The organism is Calditrichota bacterium, from assembly GCA_014359355.1.
Lineage (GTDB): Bacteria > Zhuqueibacterota > Zhuqueibacteria > JANLFK01 > Oleimicrobiaceae > Oleimicrobium.
In genome coordinates this window covers 1-22446 of sequence record JACIZP010000049.1, presented here as the reverse complement: position 1 = coordinate 22446, position 22446 = coordinate 1, and the positions used below count along the sequence as shown (strand labels likewise).

Annotated in this window: 14 protein-coding genes; all 14 read right to left on the bottom strand. The window is 62.7% G+C overall.

Annotated elements, in window-relative coordinates:
• A partial coding sequence (locus H5U38_02230) for a hypothetical protein (GenBank protein MBC7185830.1) occupies nucleotides 1-722 on the bottom strand: 722 nt, incomplete at its 3' end.
• A 23-nt stretch (nucleotides 723-745) separates the two neighbouring features.
• Complete coding sequence (locus H5U38_02225; GenBank protein ID MBC7185829.1) at nucleotides 746-12970, bottom strand: hypothetical protein; 12225 nt, start codon at nucleotides 12968-12970, stop codon at nucleotides 746-748.
• Nucleotides 12971-12997: 27 nt separating this feature from the next.
• A complete protein-coding gene (locus H5U38_02220) occupies nucleotides 12998-13465 on the bottom strand; it encodes a hypothetical protein (GenBank protein MBC7185828.1) in 468 nt (155 codons plus the stop codon).
• Between the two features lie 259 nt (nucleotides 13466-13724).
• Nucleotides 13725-14831: a tetratricopeptide repeat protein gene (locus H5U38_02215; GenBank protein ID MBC7185827.1), complete on the bottom strand. Its 1107-nt coding sequence runs from the start codon at nucleotides 14829-14831 to the stop codon at nucleotides 13725-13727.
• Between the two features lie 102 nt (nucleotides 14832-14933).
• Complete coding sequence (gene pta / locus H5U38_02210; protein ID MBC7185826.1) at nucleotides 14934-15911, bottom strand: phosphate acetyltransferase; 978 nt, start codon at nucleotides 15909-15911, stop codon at nucleotides 14934-14936.
• The gene (gene coaD / locus H5U38_02205; GenBank protein MBC7185825.1) at nucleotides 15841-16389 is read right to left on the bottom strand and encodes a pantetheine-phosphate adenylyltransferase; all 549 of its coding nucleotides are present in this window, start codon (nucleotides 16387-16389) and stop codon (nucleotides 15841-15843) included. Before coaD ends, pta begins: the two co-directional genes overlap by 71 nt.
• On the bottom strand, nucleotides 16358-16948 hold the full coding sequence (gene rsmD / locus H5U38_02200; GenBank protein ID MBC7185824.1) for a 16S rRNA (guanine(966)-N(2))-methyltransferase RsmD: 591 nt from the start codon (nucleotides 16946-16948) through the stop codon (nucleotides 16358-16360). The genes coaD and rsmD overlap by 32 nt, the downstream gene beginning before the upstream one ends.
• Before the next feature lie 119 nt (nucleotides 16949-17067).
• The gene (locus tag H5U38_02195; GenBank protein MBC7185823.1) at nucleotides 17068-17967 is read right to left on the bottom strand and encodes a hypothetical protein; all 900 of its coding nucleotides are present in this window, start codon (nucleotides 17965-17967) and stop codon (nucleotides 17068-17070) included.
• A gap of 15 nt (nucleotides 17968-17982) precedes the next feature.
• Complete coding sequence (gene pilM / locus H5U38_02190; protein MBC7185822.1) at nucleotides 17983-18912, bottom strand: pilus assembly protein PilM; 930 nt, start codon at nucleotides 18910-18912, stop codon at nucleotides 17983-17985.
• Between the two features lie 38 nt (nucleotides 18913-18950).
• On the bottom strand, nucleotides 18951-19859 hold the full coding sequence (locus tag H5U38_02185) for a hypothetical protein (protein ID MBC7185821.1): 909 nt from the start codon (nucleotides 19857-19859) through the stop codon (nucleotides 18951-18953).
• Nucleotides 19860-19890: 31 nt separating this feature from the next.
• The gene (locus H5U38_02180; protein ID MBC7185820.1) at nucleotides 19891-20304 is read right to left on the bottom strand and encodes a ComEA family DNA-binding protein; all 414 of its coding nucleotides are present in this window, start codon (nucleotides 20302-20304) and stop codon (nucleotides 19891-19893) included.
• Between the two features lie 37 nt (nucleotides 20305-20341).
• A complete protein-coding gene (gene dnaJ / locus H5U38_02175; protein ID MBC7185819.1) occupies nucleotides 20342-21478 on the bottom strand; it encodes a molecular chaperone DnaJ in 1137 nt (378 codons plus the stop codon).
• Nucleotides 21479-21538: 60 nt separating this feature from the next.
• Entirely contained in the window at nucleotides 21539-22090 is a 552-nt protein-coding gene (gene grpE, locus H5U38_02170) for a nucleotide exchange factor GrpE (protein ID MBC7185818.1), read from the bottom strand.
• A gap of 35 nt (nucleotides 22091-22125) precedes the next feature.
• Nucleotides 22126-22446: hypothetical protein (locus H5U38_02165; GenBank protein MBC7185817.1), on the bottom strand; the 321-nt coding region annotated here is incomplete at its 5' end.

The window sequence follows — 22446 nt, the reverse complement described above, 5'->3', positions numbered from 1 at the left end:
ACGTCAAAGTGCACTACCACTGCACTGCCGTTGCCGGCAGTGCGGATGACGCGGGCCAGGCCTGCGCGCACCATGGCCGGCAGCCGCTCGACGCCGGCAGCCACCTCACCCTCCGCGCGTGTCAGCCGCAGATGCGGGCTGATCAGATTGCACACCGAAACCCCAAAGCGCAGGTCGCGCAACAGAAAATTGTCGAAGGGGAGCGCACACAACAGCCCGGCGTCCCCTCCCAACGAGCTGGCGGTAAAACCTGCCAGCTCTTGCCGCTCCAGCTTGCCCGTCACCCCCACGGACAGCCAGGAGAAGATCTGCTTGCCGTAGGAGACGAGAAACTCTTCTTGTTGGAAACCGAACGTGCCTTCCGGTTCGTTGTGGGCGCTCCGACCAGGTGCCCCACCGATGCCGATGCGCGCGTAGCCAAAACCCAGCGTGCCCACGTTGCGCGTGGGAAGCACAAATCCCACGGACTGCAAACTGGCACCCCAGACCAAATTCGCATAGAAGGTCGTCACACTCTTCCGTTCCAAGTAGTCCAAGCCGCCAGGGTTCCAGAACAAGGCAGTGGGGTCGCGCGGATCCCCCACGCAGGCTCCGCCCAAGGCCAATGCCCGGGCGCCTATGCCGTAGGTGAACAGATGGCGCTGTCCACCTGCCTGGGCACTGGCAAGCCCGTACAGGGCCACAAGGAGGAGACCTGCCACTGCTATTTGCCGAAGTCTCATTGGCTTCTTGTCCAAGATAGCCCTCAATGCACTACGCCAATCTTGGTCACGGCCTCCTGCCCGTTGCTGGTGACAATGCGCGCGATGTAGATGCCGTTGAGCACACGCTGGCCGCGATCGTTTCGCCCATCCCAAAAGACTTCCCCTTCGTGCGCTCCTGCCCGTGCCTGGGGAGTGCCCCTGGGGAAGTGGCGCGTCCAGACCAGCTCGCCAATCAGCGAATAGATGGAAATGGTCACATCGGCGTCGGCCGTCAGGTTGTAGACAAAGGTGACCACCGGCCTATCAGGCTGGCCAAACGGATTGGGGTAGGCGCCAAAAGCCTTGTCGAACTCCCCTTGGACGACCACCCGGAAATCCGACTGCAAGCGCATGGCCGCGCTAAAGTTGCCAAGCGTATCGGTCACTGTGACCAGCTGGCCGGACTCGGCATCCCGCACAACCACATGCAGCGCCGAATCCACGGCCAGCATCAGGCGCTGCGCCTTAGTGTGCGGCAAGAGGTCCACGACCAGCTCCAAGGAGTCCGGCACGCTGGCCCGCAAGGTGTCCACGGTGTCTGTGGTAAAGTCCAGCACCAGCGGGTTTGCCGCCGGAATGTCGTGCACCTGCACAAATGGCCGCAGCGGCTGTCCCCGTCTAACGGCCGCGATCCGCGAAATGGTCTCTCGGGGGGACAGCTCTCCGCCTTGCGGGTCACGGAGCTGCACCACCAGCTTTTCCAGCAAGAAATGGGCGGTCCCCTCTGCCGCAGGATTGTAGAAACGGAGCCCCAGCAAAGGCACTCCCGACGCCCCCGTCATGGCCGAAGAGCGCCTGTCCACCTGGTAGATGCTCACGTGCACCACGGCTGCCACGGTCTGGACTGCGAGGAGTGCGGTGGGATCGGCTACCTCGGCCTTTTGCTCCGAGTACTGGTCAAGCCCAACGTCCAGAAGCTCCACCTTGAGGGTATCCCACTGCAACGTGGCCAGCAGAGGGGCACGCACTTGCCACTGCACCATCGCCACGTCACCAGTCGGCGCTTTCACGATGTCGTCTTGCGTCACATAGCCGGAGGGAAGCGAGAGGCGAAAACGAAAATCCTCCGCCCGTTTGTAGCCCGCCTCGCCAAGATTGTCGACAAACGCCCTCACCACGAAGTTCTGGCCCACGCGCACTTGTCCGCCCACAGCGTCGGCCGGAGCGACAATGGCAACCCGGCAGACCAGTCGCGCCCTGGTGACCGTCGTCACGGCCACCTTGTCGTCTGGATCCAGGGGGGTGCTCACCCGTTGCCCTGAGTTCACGTCGCGCGGCCAGTCGAGGAGGCGGAAGCTGAACTGCTCCGGCCCTGCCGAGGGAGTGGCTGGTGCGCGAAGCGTCCAGATGAGAACCCCAGAGCTGCTGCTCTGCACCAACGGTTCTTCCACGGTGTACCGGCTTCCAGGCGGGGCCATCTCGACCGTGAAAAGGTCGCCCGGCATCAACCCGGCCTCCCCCTCCACCTCAACCAACGCCCGCATCTGGAAGAGCTGTCCTGTCGATAGGCGTCGCTCGCGCGCGGCCTCAGCCGGCTGAAAGACCTCAGCGCGCAGGCGAAAGTCGGCTCGTCTCTGCAGAACCACGAGCAAGGGCTCAGAGGTTGAAGTAAGGAACACGTCGGTGCTCCGCCAGTCGCGCCCTAAAGCGGTCACCCAGAGCGTGTCCGGAAGCCCGGTGGTCACCGGTGGGTTCGGCGCCTCAACTCGCCACTGCACCACTGCGCGGTTGCCGCTCACTACCCTCTTGCTCCACGACTCGGCATAGTAGCTATCGTCAGAGACGCTCAGCACGGCGCTCAGCGTGTCGCCAGACAACCGGGCGGAAGTGACCTGCGCCGTCACGATGAAGGTTTGTCCAGTCGACAGCGTGCCGTCGACTGCCCCTGCCGGCTCGCTGATGAAGACGGTGTCGACCCGGACGAAGCCGCGGTCCAGAGTGCGCACGTTGAGAAGACTCGTGGCGTTGGAGACTTGGGCCCTGCTGCCAGTGTTTTCGTCGTCCGGCCGCTCGATGATGGTGACGCTCAGCGTTGCCGATGAGGTCAACTCCGGGGCAGCTCGCAACCACCAGTAGACTGAGGCGCCCGGAGTGAAGGCCTTGATAGAATCCGGCTCGCTGGCGTCGAGGGTGCAGCGAGTTTCGCCCAGGGAGAGCTTGAGTCGACCAGCACCGGTGGTGCCCGCCTCGCCGGTGTTTCGCACGGTCGCCTGCAGCTTGAATCTTTGTCCGATAGAGAGGTCACCGCCAGCGGCCCCCGCAGGCTCGACGATAGCCAGTGGTTCGAGAGCCAGCAGTGCCCTCTTGACCGTCAAGACCTCGTGGGCCTGGTCGCCACGCACCGAGTTGCCAGCGCCGTCCACACCGGAAGCAACCACCATCAGGACTGCCGGCTGGACATCGGGATCAGAGGGAGCTCGTATCGTCCAACTCACCGTCTGTGGCGAGGAACTGATGGCACGGACCGAATCCGCACGCAACTGGTAGCCAGATCCAAGGGGCAGCCGCAGCACGGCCCGTCGCTGTGCCAGGTCTGGAGAAGAAACCACCAGCGCCGAAAGCACAAAGTCCTGTTCTGTCGACAGGGTGTCATCAGTGGCGCCGGGGGGCCAGCTCACCCACACTCTTTCCACCACCATCCCGGGTGCCACCGTCTGCACGACCAAGGTGTCAATTCCCTTGGTTACTGCAACCTCTGAGCCCGTGTTCAAATCATGAGGCCTTTCCGTGAGCGCGAGCCGGAAAACATCACCGGAGCTTGCCACCGCAGGGGCAATGCCTGAGACCGCAAGCGTCGTCGAAGACTTGCTTCCCAGCTCAAACAGCAACTCGCGTGGCGCGTCCGAGGTATCCTTTTCGGTGATGAGCCGGTAGCCTGTGGGGGGCGTGAGCAGGAGTTTGCCGCTATCACAGGCGGCTGACCCAAGATTGGTCACCGTCGCCACGACGCGGAAAGGCTGGCCTGCGGTGAGGACTGTAGCGCCACCTTCGAGCGCCACCCCGACGCTCAGATTGGCCGGACGCTGCACAACCACCAGGGCTTGTTCCAAGAAAGGCTCGCGCATCACCGTCGCCGGGATGCGGCTCTCATGGGCGATGGCCGAGAGCACCCGCACCTGGAAGCGCTGCGGTTGTGCCCTCTCCTGGCCAGGCGCGGTCACAGAGAATGCTACCGAATCGGCCCCGTTGCGGTCGATAAAGGGAATCACCAGCACGCTTTCGGCTACGGCGAATGAGGTGTCGGGAGGAATGAGCTGCACGCGGACGCTGTCCAAACCCTCACGCCCCTGCTTTTCCTCCACCACCACCTTGATGGAGAACTGCTGGCCGGTGTTGACGATGCCCACCCCGAGGGGGTCGACATTGCGGGTCACCACCTCGGTGCGGCGCACGCGTGCCACCGCTGCGGTCTTGACGAAAAGGCTGTCCTGCGCTACGAGCTCGTAGGCGGGACCGCTCTGGCCGAGGTTGACGTCGCGTGCCACCAAACTCACCCGCACCAAGGCCATGCCCCCCAACGGGCCCGTGCGCCGCACCACGAAAATGTAGCTGTCGCCTGTGCCGCCCGCTAACAGATGGCTCCCACTAGTCCTCAGCCCGCTGGGCGCCAAGACTTCGTAGGTGCTCGTCTGGTCCACACCCTGGATGGAGATCGCCAGCGCGCTGGCCTTGGGCGGCTCGAACAGGAGGCCCGCTTCACCGCCGTTGCGTAGTCGTACCTCGCATAACCAAGGCTCGTTGCTTTCCGCGAGCACCGTATCCTGGGAGAAGAACAGGCCCACCACCTGAGGCACTGGCGCAGTTTGGATATGGCCGACGCAGCTGTCCGTCACCGGAGCGATGATTGTCGCGGGTTCGGGCACGTTGTCCGCGTACGCACTGTCCACGTACGCCCGGAAGGTGACAGGTCCTGTCAATGTGCCTGCCCTCATCGAGAAGCTGACGACCGCGCTGTCCGGAGTCCCGCCAAGGGCACTTGTGGTCACCACAAGGGTGTCAGGTATGAGAGCATTGCCCGGCGCCGCGCCCAGGCGCACCCGCACGTTGTGCACGGATTCCGAGCCGAGGTTCTCCACCACCGCCCTCACCTCGGCCTTCTCTCCGGAGGTGAGGTAGGGCGCATTCGGCATGGCCAAGTACAGGCGACGGAGCCGCACCCGTGCCGGGCTGTGGATGATTGCGCGGGCGGTTGCATCTACCGGAGGAAAGACTTGGGCGGCAAGGCCACTGGCCGCACCCCTTGCCGCCTCGATAACGGCCTCAAACAGCTCTCCTTGCGGGCGACGCAGGCTGTCGGCGCGCAGCGAAAACGTTACCGTCTGCTCTTGCCCAACTTTGATGAGCGGAATGAGCTGCGACGGGGGCGCCTGGGAGTACTGCGGACGTAAGCCAACGCGTACATCAGCCACGTCTTCGCCACCGACGTTGGCCACCACGACTTCCACGGCAAAGTCCTGGCGTACGTTGACGTGGGCGGTGCCGTCGGCAGCAACGTTGTGGGCGCGGGCTACCGTGGAGAAAATCTGCACTCGCGCCGGGCTGGCCACATAGAAACTGCCGTCACCGGTGACGTGGAGCACCTGCGTTGAGTCGTTCAGGTCCTGACCCTGCAGCTCCACCAGGATCTGGCCAATCCCACCCTTCGCCCCGGTCTTAAACACTGTGTACTCCAGGATGCGCTCTTGGCCGCCAGATAAGCTCAGCCCGCCACCCACGAATCCGCTGGGCGCGCCGATGACATAGTCCCCTTGCTCCTGACCACTGACGCGGATGGTCAAGTTAGAGGGAGCGGGCGCCGCGAGCACTGCTCCAGCCGAGCCGGTGTCCCTGACCGCCACGCGGATTGTCCAGAACGGACCGGTTTGCCCGGCAAGCACCGTGTCCGGCTCCGCCACGACGCTGGTGATGTCCAGTGCGGCCGGCTTCTGCGTGTAGACACGAGTGAGGGAATCGCCCGCGCTTTCTGCCGGAAGGATGGTGACCGGCAAGCCGGTGTTCTGCGACATGGCCTGCACCAAACGGGCGGTGACCACCTCTACAGTATCGGGGATGAGGCCCGCCGTTGCGTTCGCCCGTACCTCGACGAGCTGCCCGCCGGGAACGCTCGGGAGGGTCACTGTAGCAGGAATCGCGCTCAACTTTGGCTCAGACTGGAGGGCTACGACAACGTTGGTAGCAGCTTCTTCCCCGAGGTTCCGCACCCGCGCCCGCACTTTGTACCCTTGGCCGACGTTGACGAAAGGCGCGTTTGGCGCCTCCACCTCTAATCCGGCCAGGCGCACCGCTGCCGGCTGCTCGACGGTCACCAATCCCGCCTGCTCCACGTCAGAGGAAGCTACCAATTGCCGGCCGCTGTTGACCTCTTCGGCCGCCACAGTAGCAGTGACCGCCACTACGCCTGGCGTGGTCGAACTCCTGGTGACCACAAACACCAGGCTGTCCACACTCCCTGCTTCCAACAGTAGGCCGCCGCCGGCAAGTGCCTGCGGGCGTGCCACTACCCAGCCACTTCCCGCAGAAAAACTGACAAAGGTGCGCGCCGCAAGCGTATCAACGAGGAGGTCACTGCCACCCGCGTTGCTGAGGACCACGCTGATTCTCCACTCGGTGGTCTGCCCCACGGTTACCGCAGGCTGGGAAGGACGGACCATGAGCACGGCCAGTTGAGCCGGCGTCTGAGCCGTGAAGTAACCCCATTGCGTGTTGGTGACTGCATAGAGATGATTGGTCGGGTCGGTCACCTCGGTGGCCCACACTTCGCCGTAGATGCGAATCGGCCCGGTGGTAATTGCTAACGTCTGCACGACGGGGAAGCGAAGCTCATCGCTTGCGCCTGCAGCTAACACGCGCGTACCACTGCCGTAGAAGACGGTGGGCTGTTGCAGGGTGTACTCGCCGGTGACCTCGGTGCCAAGCCGATAGAGGCGCACCCGCGCGCTGTCTAAGAGTACCGGCGTTACTCCATTGTTGCTCACGTAAACGGAAAGGTACCAAGGTCGCGTCTGCCCCTGCGTCACACTGGGCTGCGAGGCGGCAGTGTTTTGAATGGCCAGACGCGCCTCGGCAGCAACTTGCACCACATCCGCCAAGGTCGTCTGCTGCGAGAACGGATTTTGGTTCTCCGTGCCGAACAACTGCAGCACCGGCGCATAGAGGCCGGGTGCCATCGTCCGGGGCACTTGTGTGCTCACAAAGGTCAGCGTGGTATCCCCAGGGGCTATGACGCTCCCCGCTGGCCCATTGAGCAGCGCCTGGAAAACGTGTCCTTGCCCGTCGTCGATCTTAAGCCAGGTGCTTTGCTGCTGGAGGATGACGGTTGAGCCCCCGCTGTTGCGCACTCTCAGGCTGAACGCGGCGTAGCTACCCCGGTTCACGCTCCTGGGCGACAAGGACCCAGCCAGGTAGGCGACTGCCGCCGGCGACTGGATGAGCACCGTGTCGCTGCCAGCATCGTAGGTGTCGTCTGTCAGCTGGCGACCGCTATTCACCTCTATTGCGCGAACCTGCGCGTGGAGGGCCACCTTGGCCGCAGAGGAGCCGGTCTCGTCGACCACAAACAGTAGAGCACCAGTGGCCCCTCCGCGAAGCCTTGTGCCCCCGCTGCCCTCAAGACCGGTTGGCCAAACTATTTTGTGGTCGCCTGTGGGCACAAAGATGGGACGCGTGCCTTGGGGCGACAGGTCCAGGAGCACGTCGCTCTGCCCAAGGTTCGCAAGGTGTACGCGCACCGTCCAGTCCCTCGTCTGCCTTGCCGTGACGGTCGTATCGGAAGCTTCTACGCGCGTGATCTTCAGGTCCGCGGGCGTCTGTGCCCATACCGCAGCCGTGGCGGTGCGCGTCAGGGCGGCCCCGGAGTTCACGTTCACTGCCCGCACGGTAGCCCCGATGCTCACCTGGCCCGCAGGTACTCCGGTGCGGGTGACCACAAACCTCATCACATCAGCCGTCCCCGCCTCCAGGATGAGGTCGTTGCCGTTCAGCAGCGCTGTCGGCTTGACAATTTCCACGCCAGGCAGCTCTTCCGGCGCGAGGGTTACTGTCGACTGCGCAAAATCGACCTGAAGATTGGTCCCTCCGCCATTACGGATGTGCACATCGATCTGCCACGCCTTGCTCTGCCCCACCGTGACGGTGTCCTGGGAGGGGGCGATACGGTCGATGAGCAGTACCGGCACCGATTGCACCGTGACCCCGCCGAAGACGCCAGACCGTCCTGAATCGTCGTAGGTGCCATCTTTGCACCCCACGCGCGCCGCAATGGTAATGTCACCCGTGGTCTGCCCAGTAGCGACGACGATGAACACCAGGCTGTCGGGCGGTCCTCCGCCTTCCAGGATTGTCCCTCCACCCTCCAGCGCCGAAGGCCTGGTGAGGGTGTACTCGCCTGTCACGTCCTGGGCCCCCTTGCGGAAGGTGACATAGGTGCTGCTCGGCGAAAGGTCAACCACCAAGTCAGTCAGGCTCTTGTTCTGCACCCGCACGGTCACGGTCCAGACAGCAGTCTGCCCTTGGGTCACGTTGGCCTGCGACGCGCGAATGGCCTGCAGCTCCAGGCTCGGCTGTTGTACCAAGGTGAACAGCTCTGGCTGCGTGCTGGAGGCAATGTAGCTATTGCCCGTGTTAACGTCTTTGGCATACGCATGAGCCGTAACCTGAACCACGCCAGGAGAGGCATTCCGCGATGCGCTCAGCGTGAAAGCAAATTGCCTCGATTGATCCGCAGACAGGGTGGTGGGATTGGCCGGAGAGGGCACGATTCTGTACTCGCTCTCAACCGGGATTCCGCTCCTTTGCAGGGAGAAGCGCACGCTATCAATGCGCGCCGTGGCCGCGTTCGCTCCGGTGTTCTGAAGCAAGACCGTGAGCGGCACATCAGCCTGTCCCTGGCGTACAGTGTCCAAGACCACATTCACGGCGCTAACGGCCAGGTTGGGAGGAGTCTGCACCGTCCACAAGTGCTTGCTGGCGGCGCCAATTGCCGAAACCGCCGTGCCGCTGTAAAGTCCGGATACCGAGCCGTCGACTGTCACGACGCCAGGAGTGGCCGAAACTTTCACGGCCACCAAGAACGTCAAGCTCTGCGTTCCGCCAGCGGGTATCTGCGTCGCAGCATCCGTACGCACCACCACATAGTCGGCAGAGCGGTCTTGTGGCGGCTGGACTGAGAAGAAACTCAGGTCGGCGCCCGTGATGGTAACCGGCAGTGCCCCGTAATTGCGCACGGCCATAGTCACCTGCACGCCCTGTTGCCCCTGACTCACGTTGACGGCTGCAGAGGTGACCGAGTTTATCTCCAGGGCATAGACGTCAATCGCATCAGATTGCTTGCTAATGCCAGTGTCATAGTCGATGACCGCGATGGTCTGCAAGCCAGGGGTGCGAAGCACGAAACCGCTCCCCTGGAAGGTGTGGGAACCGTTATCTCCTGAAACAAATGTGTAGCGGTGGTTAACATCATAAGGGAGCGTGGCGCCCGCGTCGCTGCTCGTAAAGTACACCTGCCCGGTGTAGTTGCTCTTCAGGTTGTCGTAGCGGTCGTAGGCTATCACGGTCACATTTTGGGCAAAGCTCGTCTGCGCTCTTGTCCGCGTCGGGTAACCAGTGAGGGCAAACCGCCCCAGGCTTCCAGGTACCACCGCGATGGTACCTGTGGTGCGCGTCACTGAGCCACTCTGCCCGCGCAATTGTGTCGGGACCGCGTTGTAGAGGGTCTGCATGGCAGAGCCACCACCGTTCACGACGACGATGTCGGCCAACCGTGGTGGCGTACCGTTTGGTGCGTCGCCGCCTCCGGAGGCAATGCCCACGGTGACGAGGCCAGAGGCAGCGTTATTGTATTGGTCCTTCGCATCGCTCACCGTCAACGCAAAAGGCTGACCTGCCGTCTGTCGGCTACTCGCTGACAGGGTAAAGTCGGAAATAGGAGCTGCGGACACGTTGATGTAGTCGCTGACCTTGCTCACCGTGCCATTGGTGACTGTGATGCGCTGCTGACCCGCAGTCCGGAGATCAAAGTCGCTCCCCGGGAAAGTGCGGCTGCCATTGACCAGGGCTATTGGATGCGCAGCATCGTAGGCGATCACCGCGTTAGCATCGGTACTGGTAAACCAGACCTGGCCTGCATAATCGGTCTTGACGTTTTCCCACTGGTCAAAGGCAGTGACCACCACCGAATTGCCCCCAAAGGTCTGGCCGGCCACCACTGCGTTGGGATAGCCTGTCAGGCCGAACGTGCCGAGGGCACTCCCCGGCGCCACGCTGAATGGGGTTGTGCTCTTGCTTATCCCTGCTCGTTGGGCCCGCAGGCGCACGCCAGTTTCTGCCCGATATAGCGTCTGCAGGGCAGAACCACTGCCGGCCACCACGGTGATGGGGGTAAGCACCGCTGCAGTGCCATCGGGCGCCGCCCCTCCACCAGCTTCTGCGTCGACCGTGAAAACTCCTGACACCGGATTGCCGTACGCGTCCCGCGCATCGCTGATGTTCAGCGCAAAAGGCACGCCAGCCGTCTGGTTGCCCGGATTGCTGAGCGTAAAGTTCGCCACATTCGCCGGGCTGACCGTCACCGCTCCGGAAGTGGCAGAGACGCCTGCCTCGGCATCGGTCACCGTCACCGTTTGCGCCCCCGCCGTCTTCAGCTTGAACTTGTCAGCTGCAAAGCTTTTTTGCCCGCCAGAGAACCCACCGCCGGCCGGCGGCAGCTCGGCCTGAGTATCGGAGCTGCTCCAGCTGACGCTGCCGGCGTAGTTGCTCTTGACATTGCCGAAGACATCGTAGGCAGTCACCACTACTGACGAGGGAAACACACTGCCGGCCACCACCGCCGCAGGAACCCCCGTCATCCCAAACGACCCCAACGCCCCAGGCACCACCGTGAACGCATCCGTGTCGTCCGTCACCCCACCTGACGAGCCCCGCAACACCACCCCACTCTCCGCCTTCACCAATACCTGCGCCGCACTGCCACTCCCATTAGTCACCGTAATGCTGCTCAAACTCGGCCCACTCCCATTCGGCGCCAGGTGACTCCCCCCATCGGCAAAACTCACCGCAATCGTCCCACTCCAACTGTTGCCGTACGCATCCTGCGCCCCACTCACCCCCAGCACAAAACCCACCCCCGCCACCTGGCTGCCAGGATTGCTCAACGCGAAACTCTGAAGCGGTCCCGGACTCACCGTAATCGGCCCGGACTGCCGCGACACCCCTGCCGCCGCGTCCGTCACCGTCACCGTCTGCGCCCCCGCCGTCTTTAGAGCGAACCCTGTCCCAGAAAATGCGTGTACGCCCCCGTCTCCTAAGGTGAAGGTGTATCGATTGGATGCCGTGTAGGGCAAGACGGCCTGCGGGTCGCTGGAAGTGAAGTAGACCTGGCCCGTGTAGTTGGTCTTCAAATTCCCATAGGCGTCGTACGCAGCCACCGTGACGTTGTTCGTCCCAAAGGTGTTCCCCGCCGTCACCGCCGCGGGATAACCAGTGAGCGCGAACGAACCCAGCGCCCCCGGCTGGACATTAATCGTCCCAGTCGTTCTGACCACGCTGCCCACAGTCCCGCGCAACGACGTCCCCACGGCGTTCACCAACGTCTGGTTGGCGCTTCCTGTGCCTGCCACTACGGTAATGTCACTCAGCGTCGGCGCACTGCCATTGGGCGAACTGCCTCCCCCGCTCTCCACACTCACCACCACCGTGCCAGAAGCCGGATTCCCCTCACTGTCCACCGCATTGCTCACCGACAATGCAAATGGCACCCCGGCCACTTGGCTCAGCCCCACGTTCAGGGTGAACGCCGCTATCGCCCCCGCGCTTACCTGGATGGCACTGCTTTCCTTCGAGATGCTCCCATCCGTCACGGTAATTGTCCGTGCCCCCGCAGTCCGCAGCGCAAATCCGGACCCTGGAAAACTGTGCTCACCCGCGTCGTCACCGGTGAACGTGTACCGGCTCCCCGAGGTGTAGGGCAACGTCGCCGAAGGATCGGTCGAGGTAAAGTACACCTGCCCGGTATAGTTGGTCTTCACATTGCCGAAGACATCGTAGGCAGTCACCACTACCGGCGAGGGAAACGCACTGCCCGCCACCACCGCCGCAGGAACCCCCGTCATCCCAAACGACCCCAACGCCCCAGGCACTACCGTGAACGCATCCGTGTCGTCCGTCACCCCTCCTGACGACCCCCGCAACACCACCCCACTCTCCGCCTTCACCAATACCTGCGCCGCACTGCCACTCCCATTGGTCACCGTAATGCTGCTCAAACTCGGCCCACTCCCATTCGGCGCCAGGTGGCTCCCCCCATCGGCAAAACTCACATCAATCGTCCCACTCCAACTGTTGCCGTACGCATCCTGCGCCCCACTCACCTCCAGCACAAAACCCACCCCCGCTACCTGGCTGCCAGGATTGCTCAACGCGAAACTCTGAAGCGCCCCCGGACTCACCGTAATCGGCCCAGACTGCCGCGACACCCCTGCCACCGCATCCGTCACCGTCACCGTCTGCGCCCCCGCGGTCTTTAGCACAAACTCGGAACCGCTGAAGCTCTTCTGTCCGCCAACGAACCCGCCTCCGGTCGCGGGCAAAACCGCCAATGGGTCTGTGCTTGACCAACTGACCGTGCCGGAGTAGGTGGTCACCGTGTTGTTGTAAGCGTCCTTGGCAGTGACGAGAACCGGACCCGGAAATGAGCTCCCGGCGGTAAGAGACGCCGGCACACCGGAGAGATCGAAATGGTGCAAAGGTCCGGACACGATCTGGAAGGACGATGAGGTGTTCGGCCCGTCTATGGGGGTGCCAGAACCGTCGCGCGTCTCAAGAGTTATGGTGTAGCTACCGGGCGCGGTGGAATTCCCGAGGAGGGCTAAGCTAATCTTGGCGTTCGCGTATCCGCTCTTCACGGAGCCAGTACCATCCCTGGTCACGGTCACGATGCGCGTCGCTGGATCTGCGGACACCTGAAACCCGCCGTCTATGGAATGGTCTGGCGATGCCGCGATGACCACACCGCTCACATTGAAGCCTAAGGGAAAAGTGACGACGATTTGACCGTCCTTAGGCAGAGTACCGGGGAAACCAAAGTCAACCCGGCAGATGGTTGCCGCCCCTGCCGAGGAATCGACAAGAGTCACCTTCAGTGGTGAGATGGTCCCCGCCACGGCGGAGACCGCATGTCCGGCCACCACCGCGAACAAAAGGAGGAAAGCCGCAAGCGTCCACCTGCGGGACATTTCGGGGCGCTTCCAGCACAACATCGCCTATCGGCCCTGGCTCGTAGTATCCATCGTCACTGGCAGCATAAATACCTGAGGTTGCGCCTCCGCATCGGCAAAGATCCGCACCGTGGCCTGTTCGACACTGGCCCAGCTCTTCGGGTTACGCACTGCCGCGAACAGCAGGTCAACTGGCGTTCCGGGGGGCACTGCTCTGCCCAGTCCCGAGCGCTGCAGCCGCACGGTGTCTGCCACTACATTGACCGCGAAGCCACCATCCAATGCTCTTGAAGAGGCAAGTTGCACGCCGGAGACGTCCAACGGCCGCGGCAGGACGAGCTCAATGATTGCCGAGGGCGTCAGGGTGTCTTGCGCAACAAAACGCAACTCATACACCGCATTCTGCCCTGGCCGCGCGTCCAAGGGCGCCACGCGGGCGGGCGATTGGGCCACAGCAGACCCCACTGCGCCAGCGAGCGCCACTGCAAGGCCCACAACAAGCTGCCACTTCATTCCACAACTCCTGCGCGACATGTCTCAAATTCACACACAAATCGGCCCTGAACAGCCTGAAGATTGCAGCCCACAAGCTAATGAACAGAATCTGCAAACACTATACCATGTCTGAGGCAATTCGCCCCGGCGACCACCTCTTTTTTGGCGCTCCAAGAAAACTACGCGTCCCCCTTCAGTGGCGACCATGGCCTAATTCGCCTTTGCGGTAGCGCGGGTGACCGGTTTCCGCCTAGTGACGGCGCCAAAACAGGCGCCCCTACTTGAGCAGCGTGCGCAGGAGGATGAGGAAGCCCCGGCCGTCGTTCTCTACCAGGCGAAGGTTACGCTTGGCGGTGCGAAACCGCGGATTGATTCGCAGCGCTTCCTTGAATTGCTCCGCGGCCCGCAGCAAGTAGTTGCGCCCCTGAATCAGGTATGCGACACCCAGGCTGTTGTGCAGGTCGGCGTACTGGGCATGCTGTGCGGTGAGGCGCTCCAACTGGCCCACCAACCGGTCGACCGCGCCGCCGTCATTGCTGCTGCCGAGCACAAGCCTGAGGAGCAGCTCTTGCTCCACCTGCTCGGGGGATAGGGTACCGCTCACGCTCGCCAAGTGCAAGAGGTCCAAGGCCTGTTTCAGTCGGCCGTGGTGGAGAGCATGCAGAGCCTCTGTCAGACGCTCGGACTCGCCTGCCCGATGGCGCAAGGCCTTGCGAGCCAGCTCCGCCACTTCTTCGACTTGGACAGGAGCAGTTTCCGCCTTCTGCCGCACGAGCCTTTCCAGGAGCAGGGTGGCCATGTCCAGCAGTGCCCCTCCGTAACGCGGGTTGAGGGTAATTGCCTGCTGCAGATGGGCCAACGCCTTGTCCCGGGAACCCATGGCCCAGTAGGCACGTCCCAAGGCGCGATGCAGATCCGCATAGCTGGGCCCGCCGTCGAGGCCGCGCTGATAGGCGGCCACCGCCTGCCTATACTGCTTCTGGGCCATGTAGACGTCGCCAAGGTTCTTGTGATACTCGGGCACCTTGGCGTCCAACTCGATGGCCAGCCGGAACTGCTCGCAGGCCTCCTCTAAGAAGCCGCGGCGCAGCAGCAACAGCCCGAGCCGGTTGTGCGACGGGGCGTGCTTGAGTTCACGCAGCTTGTCACAGAGGTCGAACAACATCCGCACCCCATCGCTGGCCTCTCGGTGGAGTGCTGCTGCCTCCTGCTGCGCCTCTTCTGCCGAAACCACCTGCGCCAGACGGCGGGTGACCCGCTCCACTATGCGCCCCTTTTCAAAGACGGTGGCGGAGAGTTCGCCGGTTTCGCCGCACAGACTGGTCTGCACATGAAAGCGCCGGCCACCGATTAACAGGTCACTGTTCAGACCTATGGACTCCATAGGCCCTCCCGGCAGTCACAGGCTCGTCTCGATGTCAACGGTGCAGGCGCGGGGAGGAGAAGCTGAGACGGAAATTGCCCTGGGCAAACAGGAAATCGGAGTCTATGACATGAGACTGATGATGCACACGACGTCGACGATGTCGTCCACGCTGCAGCCACGCGACAGGTCGTTTGCGGGCTTGGCAAGGCCCTGGATGACCGGGCCGACCGCCCGCGCTTTAGCCAAACGCTCCACTAACTTGTAGGAGATGTTGCCGGCGTTGAGGTCGGGGAAGACGAGTACATTCGCCTTGCCCGCCACCGGGCTATTAGGGGCCTTTCTCTTGCCAATCGCCTCCACCAGGGCTGCATCGGCCTGCAGCTCGCCATCCAGCACCAGGTGGGGTGCCTTGCTGCGCGCGATTTCCACCGCCGAGCGCACTTTGTCTACCAGCTCGTGTTCCGCACTGCCTTTCGTGGAGAAAGAGAGCATGGCGACGACCGGCTCCTCGCCCGTCAAGGCGCGGTGCGTACTAGCCGAAGCGATGGCAATATCGGCCAACTGCTCGGGCGTCGGCGCTGGCACCACGGCGCAGTCCGCAAAGGTCAGCACCCGCCCGTCCGGAGGCAACACCATCTCGAAGCAGCTGGATACCACCGATATGCCCGGAGCTGTGCCAATGCAGTGCAGTGCCGCGCGCAGCACATCACCGGTGGTGTTGATGGAGCCAGCCACGCTGCCATCCGCCATCCCTTTGCGCACCATCATCGCCCCAAAAAACAGGGGGTTTTTCATGACCTCCAATGCCTGCTCGGCGGTCACCCCCTTGTGTTTCCGTAGCTCAAAGTAGGTATTGGCAAAATCCTGCAGGTGCTCGCTGGAGGAGGGATTGAGGATCTCCGTGTCCTCCAGCTGCACGTTCAACTCTTTTGCCTTTGCCCTCACGCGCCCCGGTTCGCCCAGCAGAATGACCCTGGCCAGGGCCTCACGGTGCAGAATCTGCGCCGCTTGAATGACCCGCGGCTCTTCACCTTCGGGAAGAACGATCCTCCGAATCCGACGCTTTGCTTTTGCTCTGATCTCCGCAATCAGGTCCATGGCTCGCAAACCTCTCCTTGAGTTTCGCATCGACAAAAGCAGGGACGAATGCCGACACATCACCGCCGCAACGGGCGACTTCTTTGACAATGGACGAGTTGAGGTAAGTGTACTTCTCATTGGGCATGAGAAACACGGTGACAACCTCCTGCGCCAGCCGCCTGTTCATCAGGGCCATCTGGAATTCGTACTCGAAGTCCGACACCGCGCGCAGCCCGCGGATAATGGCCTGCGCGCCACGACGCCGCGCATAGTCCACTAACAGGCCCGTGAAACTATCCACTTCCACATTGGCAAGCCCCCGGGTGGCCTTGAGGATCATCTCCTTTCTCTCTTCCACCGTGAACAGGGGCGTCTTCTGCATGTTGTGGGCGATGGCAACGATGACGTGATCAAACAGCCCTGCCGCGCGCTCGATAACATCCACGTGGCCGTTCGTGATGGGATCAAACGTCCCTGGGTAGATGACGGTCTTCATGGGCCACCTCACTGCGCATGACAAACCAGGAGACTGCAGTAGTGCCAAACTCCCTCGTCCTCACCAGCTCGAACGCCTCTGCCGGGAAGAGGAGGTGAAGCCCCTTGCGATGTTCCAGGACGAGCATCCCTTTTGGGTGGAGCAGCCTTCTCTCTGCCAAAGCGCCAAGCAGTGCCTCGTAGCCGGAAAAGTCGTACGGCGGGTCGGCGAATGCCAGGTCGAACGGCTGCTCCCCCTGCCACCGGCGCAAGTAGCGGTGCACGTCGCTGCACACCACCTCGGCTGAGTCCCTCAGGCCGAGAGCCTGCAGATTCTCCTCCAGGGCCATGAGGACGCGGCGGGAGGAGTCGACGAACACGACTCTGGCTGCGCCTCGGCTGAGAGCCTCTATCCCCAGGGCCCCAGAGCCGGCGAACAGGTCTAAGACCATTGCCCCGGATACTCTGTCGCCCAAGATGTCGAAAATGCAGGTCTTGACGCGATCGCTGGTAGGGCGGACCGCCTGCCCGGGAATGGTCCGCAGGCGTCGTCCGCGCAGTCGTCCGGCTACGACCCGCACGAAGAGTTGCGCCCTCCACAAAAAAGGTGCCCGTACTTTGGCCAAACCCTCGGTGACCACGAAGCTTCAGGGCACCCTTGGATTGAACGGGCCACCTGGCCCGCTGCAAGACTACAGCACTACGACGACTCCAAAAGGTCCAAATGCAGCACGATGCGCACCAGACCCGGCTGTTTGGAGGTCATGCTCACGGGGGTAATCACAAGTTTGGTGAGCTGCACGGCCACGCCGCTGTCCTCGAGCTGGTGGAGGAACTCCTGCGCTGCAGTCAGTTTCCCTTCCATCATCAACTGAATCGGGGTGTGATACGTGTCCGCCAGCTTGGTGCGGCGCGCGCTGCTCAGCCTGAGCACGCGGAGGTCCAACGACTGGGCCGCGCGTCTCAGCATGCTTTGCAGCGTATCGGGCGCCACGGACTTGAGGCCCAACGGCTGTCCTGAGCTCTCCGGGCTTTCCAAGGTCCCCACCAGGAGCGCGCGTTCCCCGCGCTGGCGCACAGCCACGTTTCCTTCTGCCAGCATGCCTTTCAGGCCGTCGGCATAGGCCTGCACGTCTCCCTGTCCGCCGCCCTCGACCTCAAGGTAGAACCGGCCGCTGGTGTAGGAAAGCCCCCGCAGCGCTGCCCCACTGGGCAGGCCAGCCAACAGGTTCTCTATGCGCTGGGGCAGAGTGCTCGCACTAAGGAGCTCGGCAGCAGTGGTTTCAGTTGTATCCGCCGCCGGCTGCGTGGGCGCCACTGTCACAGGAGCGGGACGGTGCCCGAAGGGTCGCCACACCAGAAACACCACCGCAAGGGTCACCGCAGCAAAGAGGAAGAACACCAGCCATGGCGCCCAGGCACGCCGCTTGCGCGGCTCTTCTTCCTCAAACTCAGGCACGGACGATGCCTCTCCCCAGTCGTGGGCACTCCTGCCCTCCCCGCCGGGGCTTGCCTCCTCGAAGCGGTACGACTCGTACTCCCCTTCCGAGCGGCGCGGCTCCTGCGGTTCTTCCTCGCCCAACAGATTGAAATCGACCATAGCCGAGTCCTCCCTCTACACGCGTGAGCGCGGCACCCCGCGCAATGCCGCTCCCGTGGCAGCCACCAATTCGTTCCCGCCCACCTCTGGGCGGGCGCCGGCCACCTCTGGCAAGAGCTCCAGACGTTGGAAGGGGTTGACGACCTCCACCGGGAAAGCGCAATGCCGCTGGAGAACAGGAGCCAACTCTTCACACCCCGTCCCGTAGACCAGCAGGCGCTCCACTTTGCCGTTGCCGCTCTTGCGCTCGAGCCCCTCCCACAACTCGCGCGCAAAGGATTCGTCACGAGGACCGCGTTCTGGAAGAGCAGTCTCTTCCAGGTCGAAGAATTCTCCGTCCCTCAGGTAGGCCACAGTGGCAACCTCGGGCAACAGGCGTAGAACAGCCGTGGTGGAGCCGGGCCCAAGCTGGTGATTGTGAGTAACGGCGCGGACACCGGCGAACAGGTCAAGGTCTATTGCCACCAAGCGCAGGCCTGCTCGCTGAGAGGCGCTCTTTAGGAACTCAATGATTGGCTTGCGGATGGCCACCACCACTAAGCGATCCTGGCCTCCGCCAGGCATGGCCACGTGGGAGGAGTCGACCCGGTACTCGTCCCGACCTGCCACCAGCAGCTGCTCGACCTCCCAGCGCATATGTTCGGCCAGCGCCTCCTTCTCCATGCCCCTGTCCACGGGCATGCACTTGACCAGGGCCAGGCGGTCGGAGATGGCAAGGGCAACTCGTGGTGTCCCCGTCCGGCCCTCGGTGAGTCTGCTCATCGCCGCCGCCAGGGCTGCTGGTGCATCTTCATGGTCAGGAGAGAAATCCAATTCCCTATCCAGGCGCAGGCATCTCAGGCCGGTCACCACAGCTCTGGTTCCCTCGGCAGGCCGCAATTCCACTGCCGCCAGCTTTGTGCTGCCGATGGATACCCCGAGAAACGTTTCCTCCTGCTCGTTCACCGTGGTTTCCCCATGAGAGTGAACAGCATCCGCACGCACTACCGCTTTGTGCCCCAGCTCCGCTCGCCACCTTCGATGCGGCCATGGTTCTCAATGCGCAGGCCCCCTATGCGATACCGCCAAAAGTCCTTCTTGGTCTGCGCGATGTAGACGGAGTCAATGGGACACGCGATAGTAACCGATTTTACCACCGAGGTGTCGTCCACGGTCAGGCGGTAGGGCTGCTGGCTGGTGGGGCAGGTTGCGAAGCTTGCCAGCGTGGCCTTCGCCACCGAATCGCTCCGCGCTAACAGGCCGGGACTGTGCTCCAGGACCCCCAGCACCCAGCGCTGCGGCTGCTCGAGGTCCAGGACCTCTGTGGCGACAAACCAAAGGACGTTGACGATGTCCTTGTTCTTGACCAGGGGCGCTCCCTTGGATATGACCTCCATCACCGACAGCGGCACGCGGAGCGTGTCCACCAGGGCACTGTCAGGTACCACGTGCCAGTTGCCGAGCACGGCGTCCAAGGGAAGTTTAGAGTAACGTTGCTGCAGCCGCTCTAAGGCGAGAAAATCAACGAGTTGCCGATCTTGGGGCAGCTTCTGCGCTGCCGCCACCGCCGCTGCAACGAGCTCGTCCTTGCTACTCCGGTCGCGAATGGCATTGATGGCATCCACGGCCAGCAAGGAGTCCATGTTCTTGAACTCTTGCAGGCGCGCCCTCGAGGTGTCGCTCAGGATCAGGTCCACCAGCTTGGGAATGCTGTCCGTGTAGGTGTTGAAGACGCTAATGTAGAGGAGCTCTGCGCGCAGCAAATGGTCCATGCGCTGGCGACAGAGGTTGGTGTTCTCCTCCTCGGCCTTCCACAGCTTTTTCGGGTAGAGGATGGTGCCCACCAGTCCCGCAATGAGGACGACGATGAGCAACTCGTACAGTATCGAACCCTTCGCCTTGGCCTCCGCCATTGTTCCTCCGCAAATTCGGTGCGCTGCAACTTCAATCGATGGTCAGATACGGTCGAATCTTGGCAAAGGTACGCTCGCCGATCCCTCTGACCTGCTTGATATCCTCAATGTTCCTAAACGGTCCGTGCTCCTCCCGGTGGGTCACAATCCTTTCGGCAAGCGCCGGCCCGATGTGCGGCAGTTGCACCAGCTCTTCCACCGAGGCGACGTTGATGTTCACTGCCAAGAGGGGCCTCTGCGATGCGCTCACCGCATGAAGCGTGTGCCCGCTGTCGCTGGCCACCGGAAGACCTGGCACTGCCTCGGCGGCACGAGCCAGGAATTCCTGCCGCAGGGAGTCGCGGTATGCCACCGCCTCGGGGTTATCGAACTCAACCCCGCGCTGCCGCATGTACAGATCGACCCCGGCTCCCACGAAAAGACCAACCAACAGGAAGGCGATCATACGCCTTTCCTGCTTGGAAAAAGCAAACAACCCCATCTCAACTGAATGCCTTCTTCACCTTCTCTCTGAAACCAGGTGCATCGGCAGGGGGTTTTAGATTCTCCGAATCCTTGAGCGCTGCCAAGACTTCGCGCTCGCGGGCACTGAGCTTCGTGGGTGTCCAGACAAGTATGCGCACCAGCTGATCCCCTCGTCCGTGTCCGTGAAGATGGGGTATCCCCTTGCCGCGCATGCGGAGGATCTTGCCCGACTGCGTTCCCGGGTCAATCTGCAACTGCACTCTCCCGTTCAGCGTGGGCACCTCCACCTCATCGCCCAAGGCCGCCTGCACGAAGCTAATCGGCAGATCGTAGAGGATGTCATCGCCGTGCCGCTCAAAGTGGGGGTGCTCTTTCTCCTCGATGAGCACGATGGCGTCTCCGGGCGGGCCGCCCAAGGGGCCGACGTTGCCTTCCTGCCGCAAGGTGATGTAGTTGCCTGTGGCTACGCCCGGTGGCACCTGCACCTCGATGGTCTGCTCGGCTTGCACCCGGCCGCTCCCGTTGCACGTTGAGCACGGCCGGGTGATGATCTCACCCCGTCCTTCGCAGCGCGAGCAGGTGGTGATGTTCAGAAAAGAGCCGAAGATGGAGCGCGTCGCCTGCCTGACCTGGCCAGTGCCGTGGCAGAGGGGGCAGGTAGTCGGCGGCGAATCTGGGTGCGCACCGGAGCCGCGGCAGCTCTCGCAGCGCACGAAGCGCTTCAGCTTCAGCTTCTTGGTGACGCCAGTGGCTATCTCCGCCAAGTCCAATCGCAATCTGATCTGCAGGTCAGAGCCGCGCTGTGGTCCGCGCCGCCGCTCCTCCCCTATGCCAAACAGATCGGCAAAGCCGCCAAACCCTGCAGACCAGAATACCCGCAGCGCGTCGCTCAAGTCGAACCCAAAGCCAGCAAAGTCCCCATAACCCGCCTTCACGCCCTCATGACCGTAGAGGTCATAGCGCCGTCGCTTCTCTGGGTCACGCAGGACTTCGTATGCCTCGGCCGCCTCCTTGAATCGCTCTTCCGCCTCTTTGTCTCCGGGGTTCCGGTCGGGATGATACTTCATCGCCATGCGGCGATAGGCCTTTTTGATTTCCTCTTCAGTGGCATCCCGGGGAACCTCCAGGATTTCATAGTAGTCCCGTTTTCCCATTTCACGCGCTGCCGCTTCCGGCGGTTGCTAAGAGGGGTCTGCTGTCGCCCACCTGGCTCATCACTTGCTCACCACCACCTTGGCCGGGCGCAACACGCGCCCCTGGAACTCGTAGCCGCGTTGGTGTTCCATGACCACCGTGTTGGCAGGCGTGCCCTCGCTCTCCGTCTGCATGAGGGCCTCGTGGCGCTCGGGATCAAAGGGGTGCCCCACCGCTTCGATGGGCACCAATCCGCGCTCCTGCAGCACTCTGTTCATCTTCTCCCAGATCAACCGGACACCTTCCCGGAATTGCTCGAAAGTGCCGGTCTGAGGATCCTGCTGGAGCGCACGTTCCATGTCGTCCAGAATCGGGAGCAAGGCGCGCACCAGGTCGGCGTTGGCGTTCACTACAATATCCGCCACCTCGCGCTGCACCCGCTTTTTGTAGTTGTCAAACTCCGCCGCCTTGCGCAGCAACCGGTCGTTGCAGACTGCCAGTTGCTGCGTCAACGCTTCTATCTCCGCCCGCAGGGACTTGACCGTCGCTCTTGGGGCGCGTTTCCTTTCCGTTGCCTTGCCCGGCTTCTCCTCAGTGGCCAACTCTGTCGTCGTCGACGTCTTCTCTGTCATCTCGGCCGTCTACCGCTCCCTAGGCAACATAGTCCTCAAATCACCTGGCGCTCGCGGATGAGTTCGCGCAGCACCTGCGCCATATAGTCCACCAAGGCAATGACCTTGGCATACTGCATGCGCGTCGGGCCCAGCACGCCGAGGGTGCCGGTCACGTCGCCCAGATTGTAGGTGGCGGTGATGAGACTGCAGCTGCGCATGAGCTCTTCGCGATTCTCCTCGCCGATGATGATGGAGACGCCCTCCTTCTTGCCCTGCTCGTTGAGGACCTGGACGAGCACGTGCTTCTGGTCGAGCAACTGCAGAATCTTGCTCATCTGCTCGTGGCTGATGAACTCTGGCTGCGAGAGGATGTT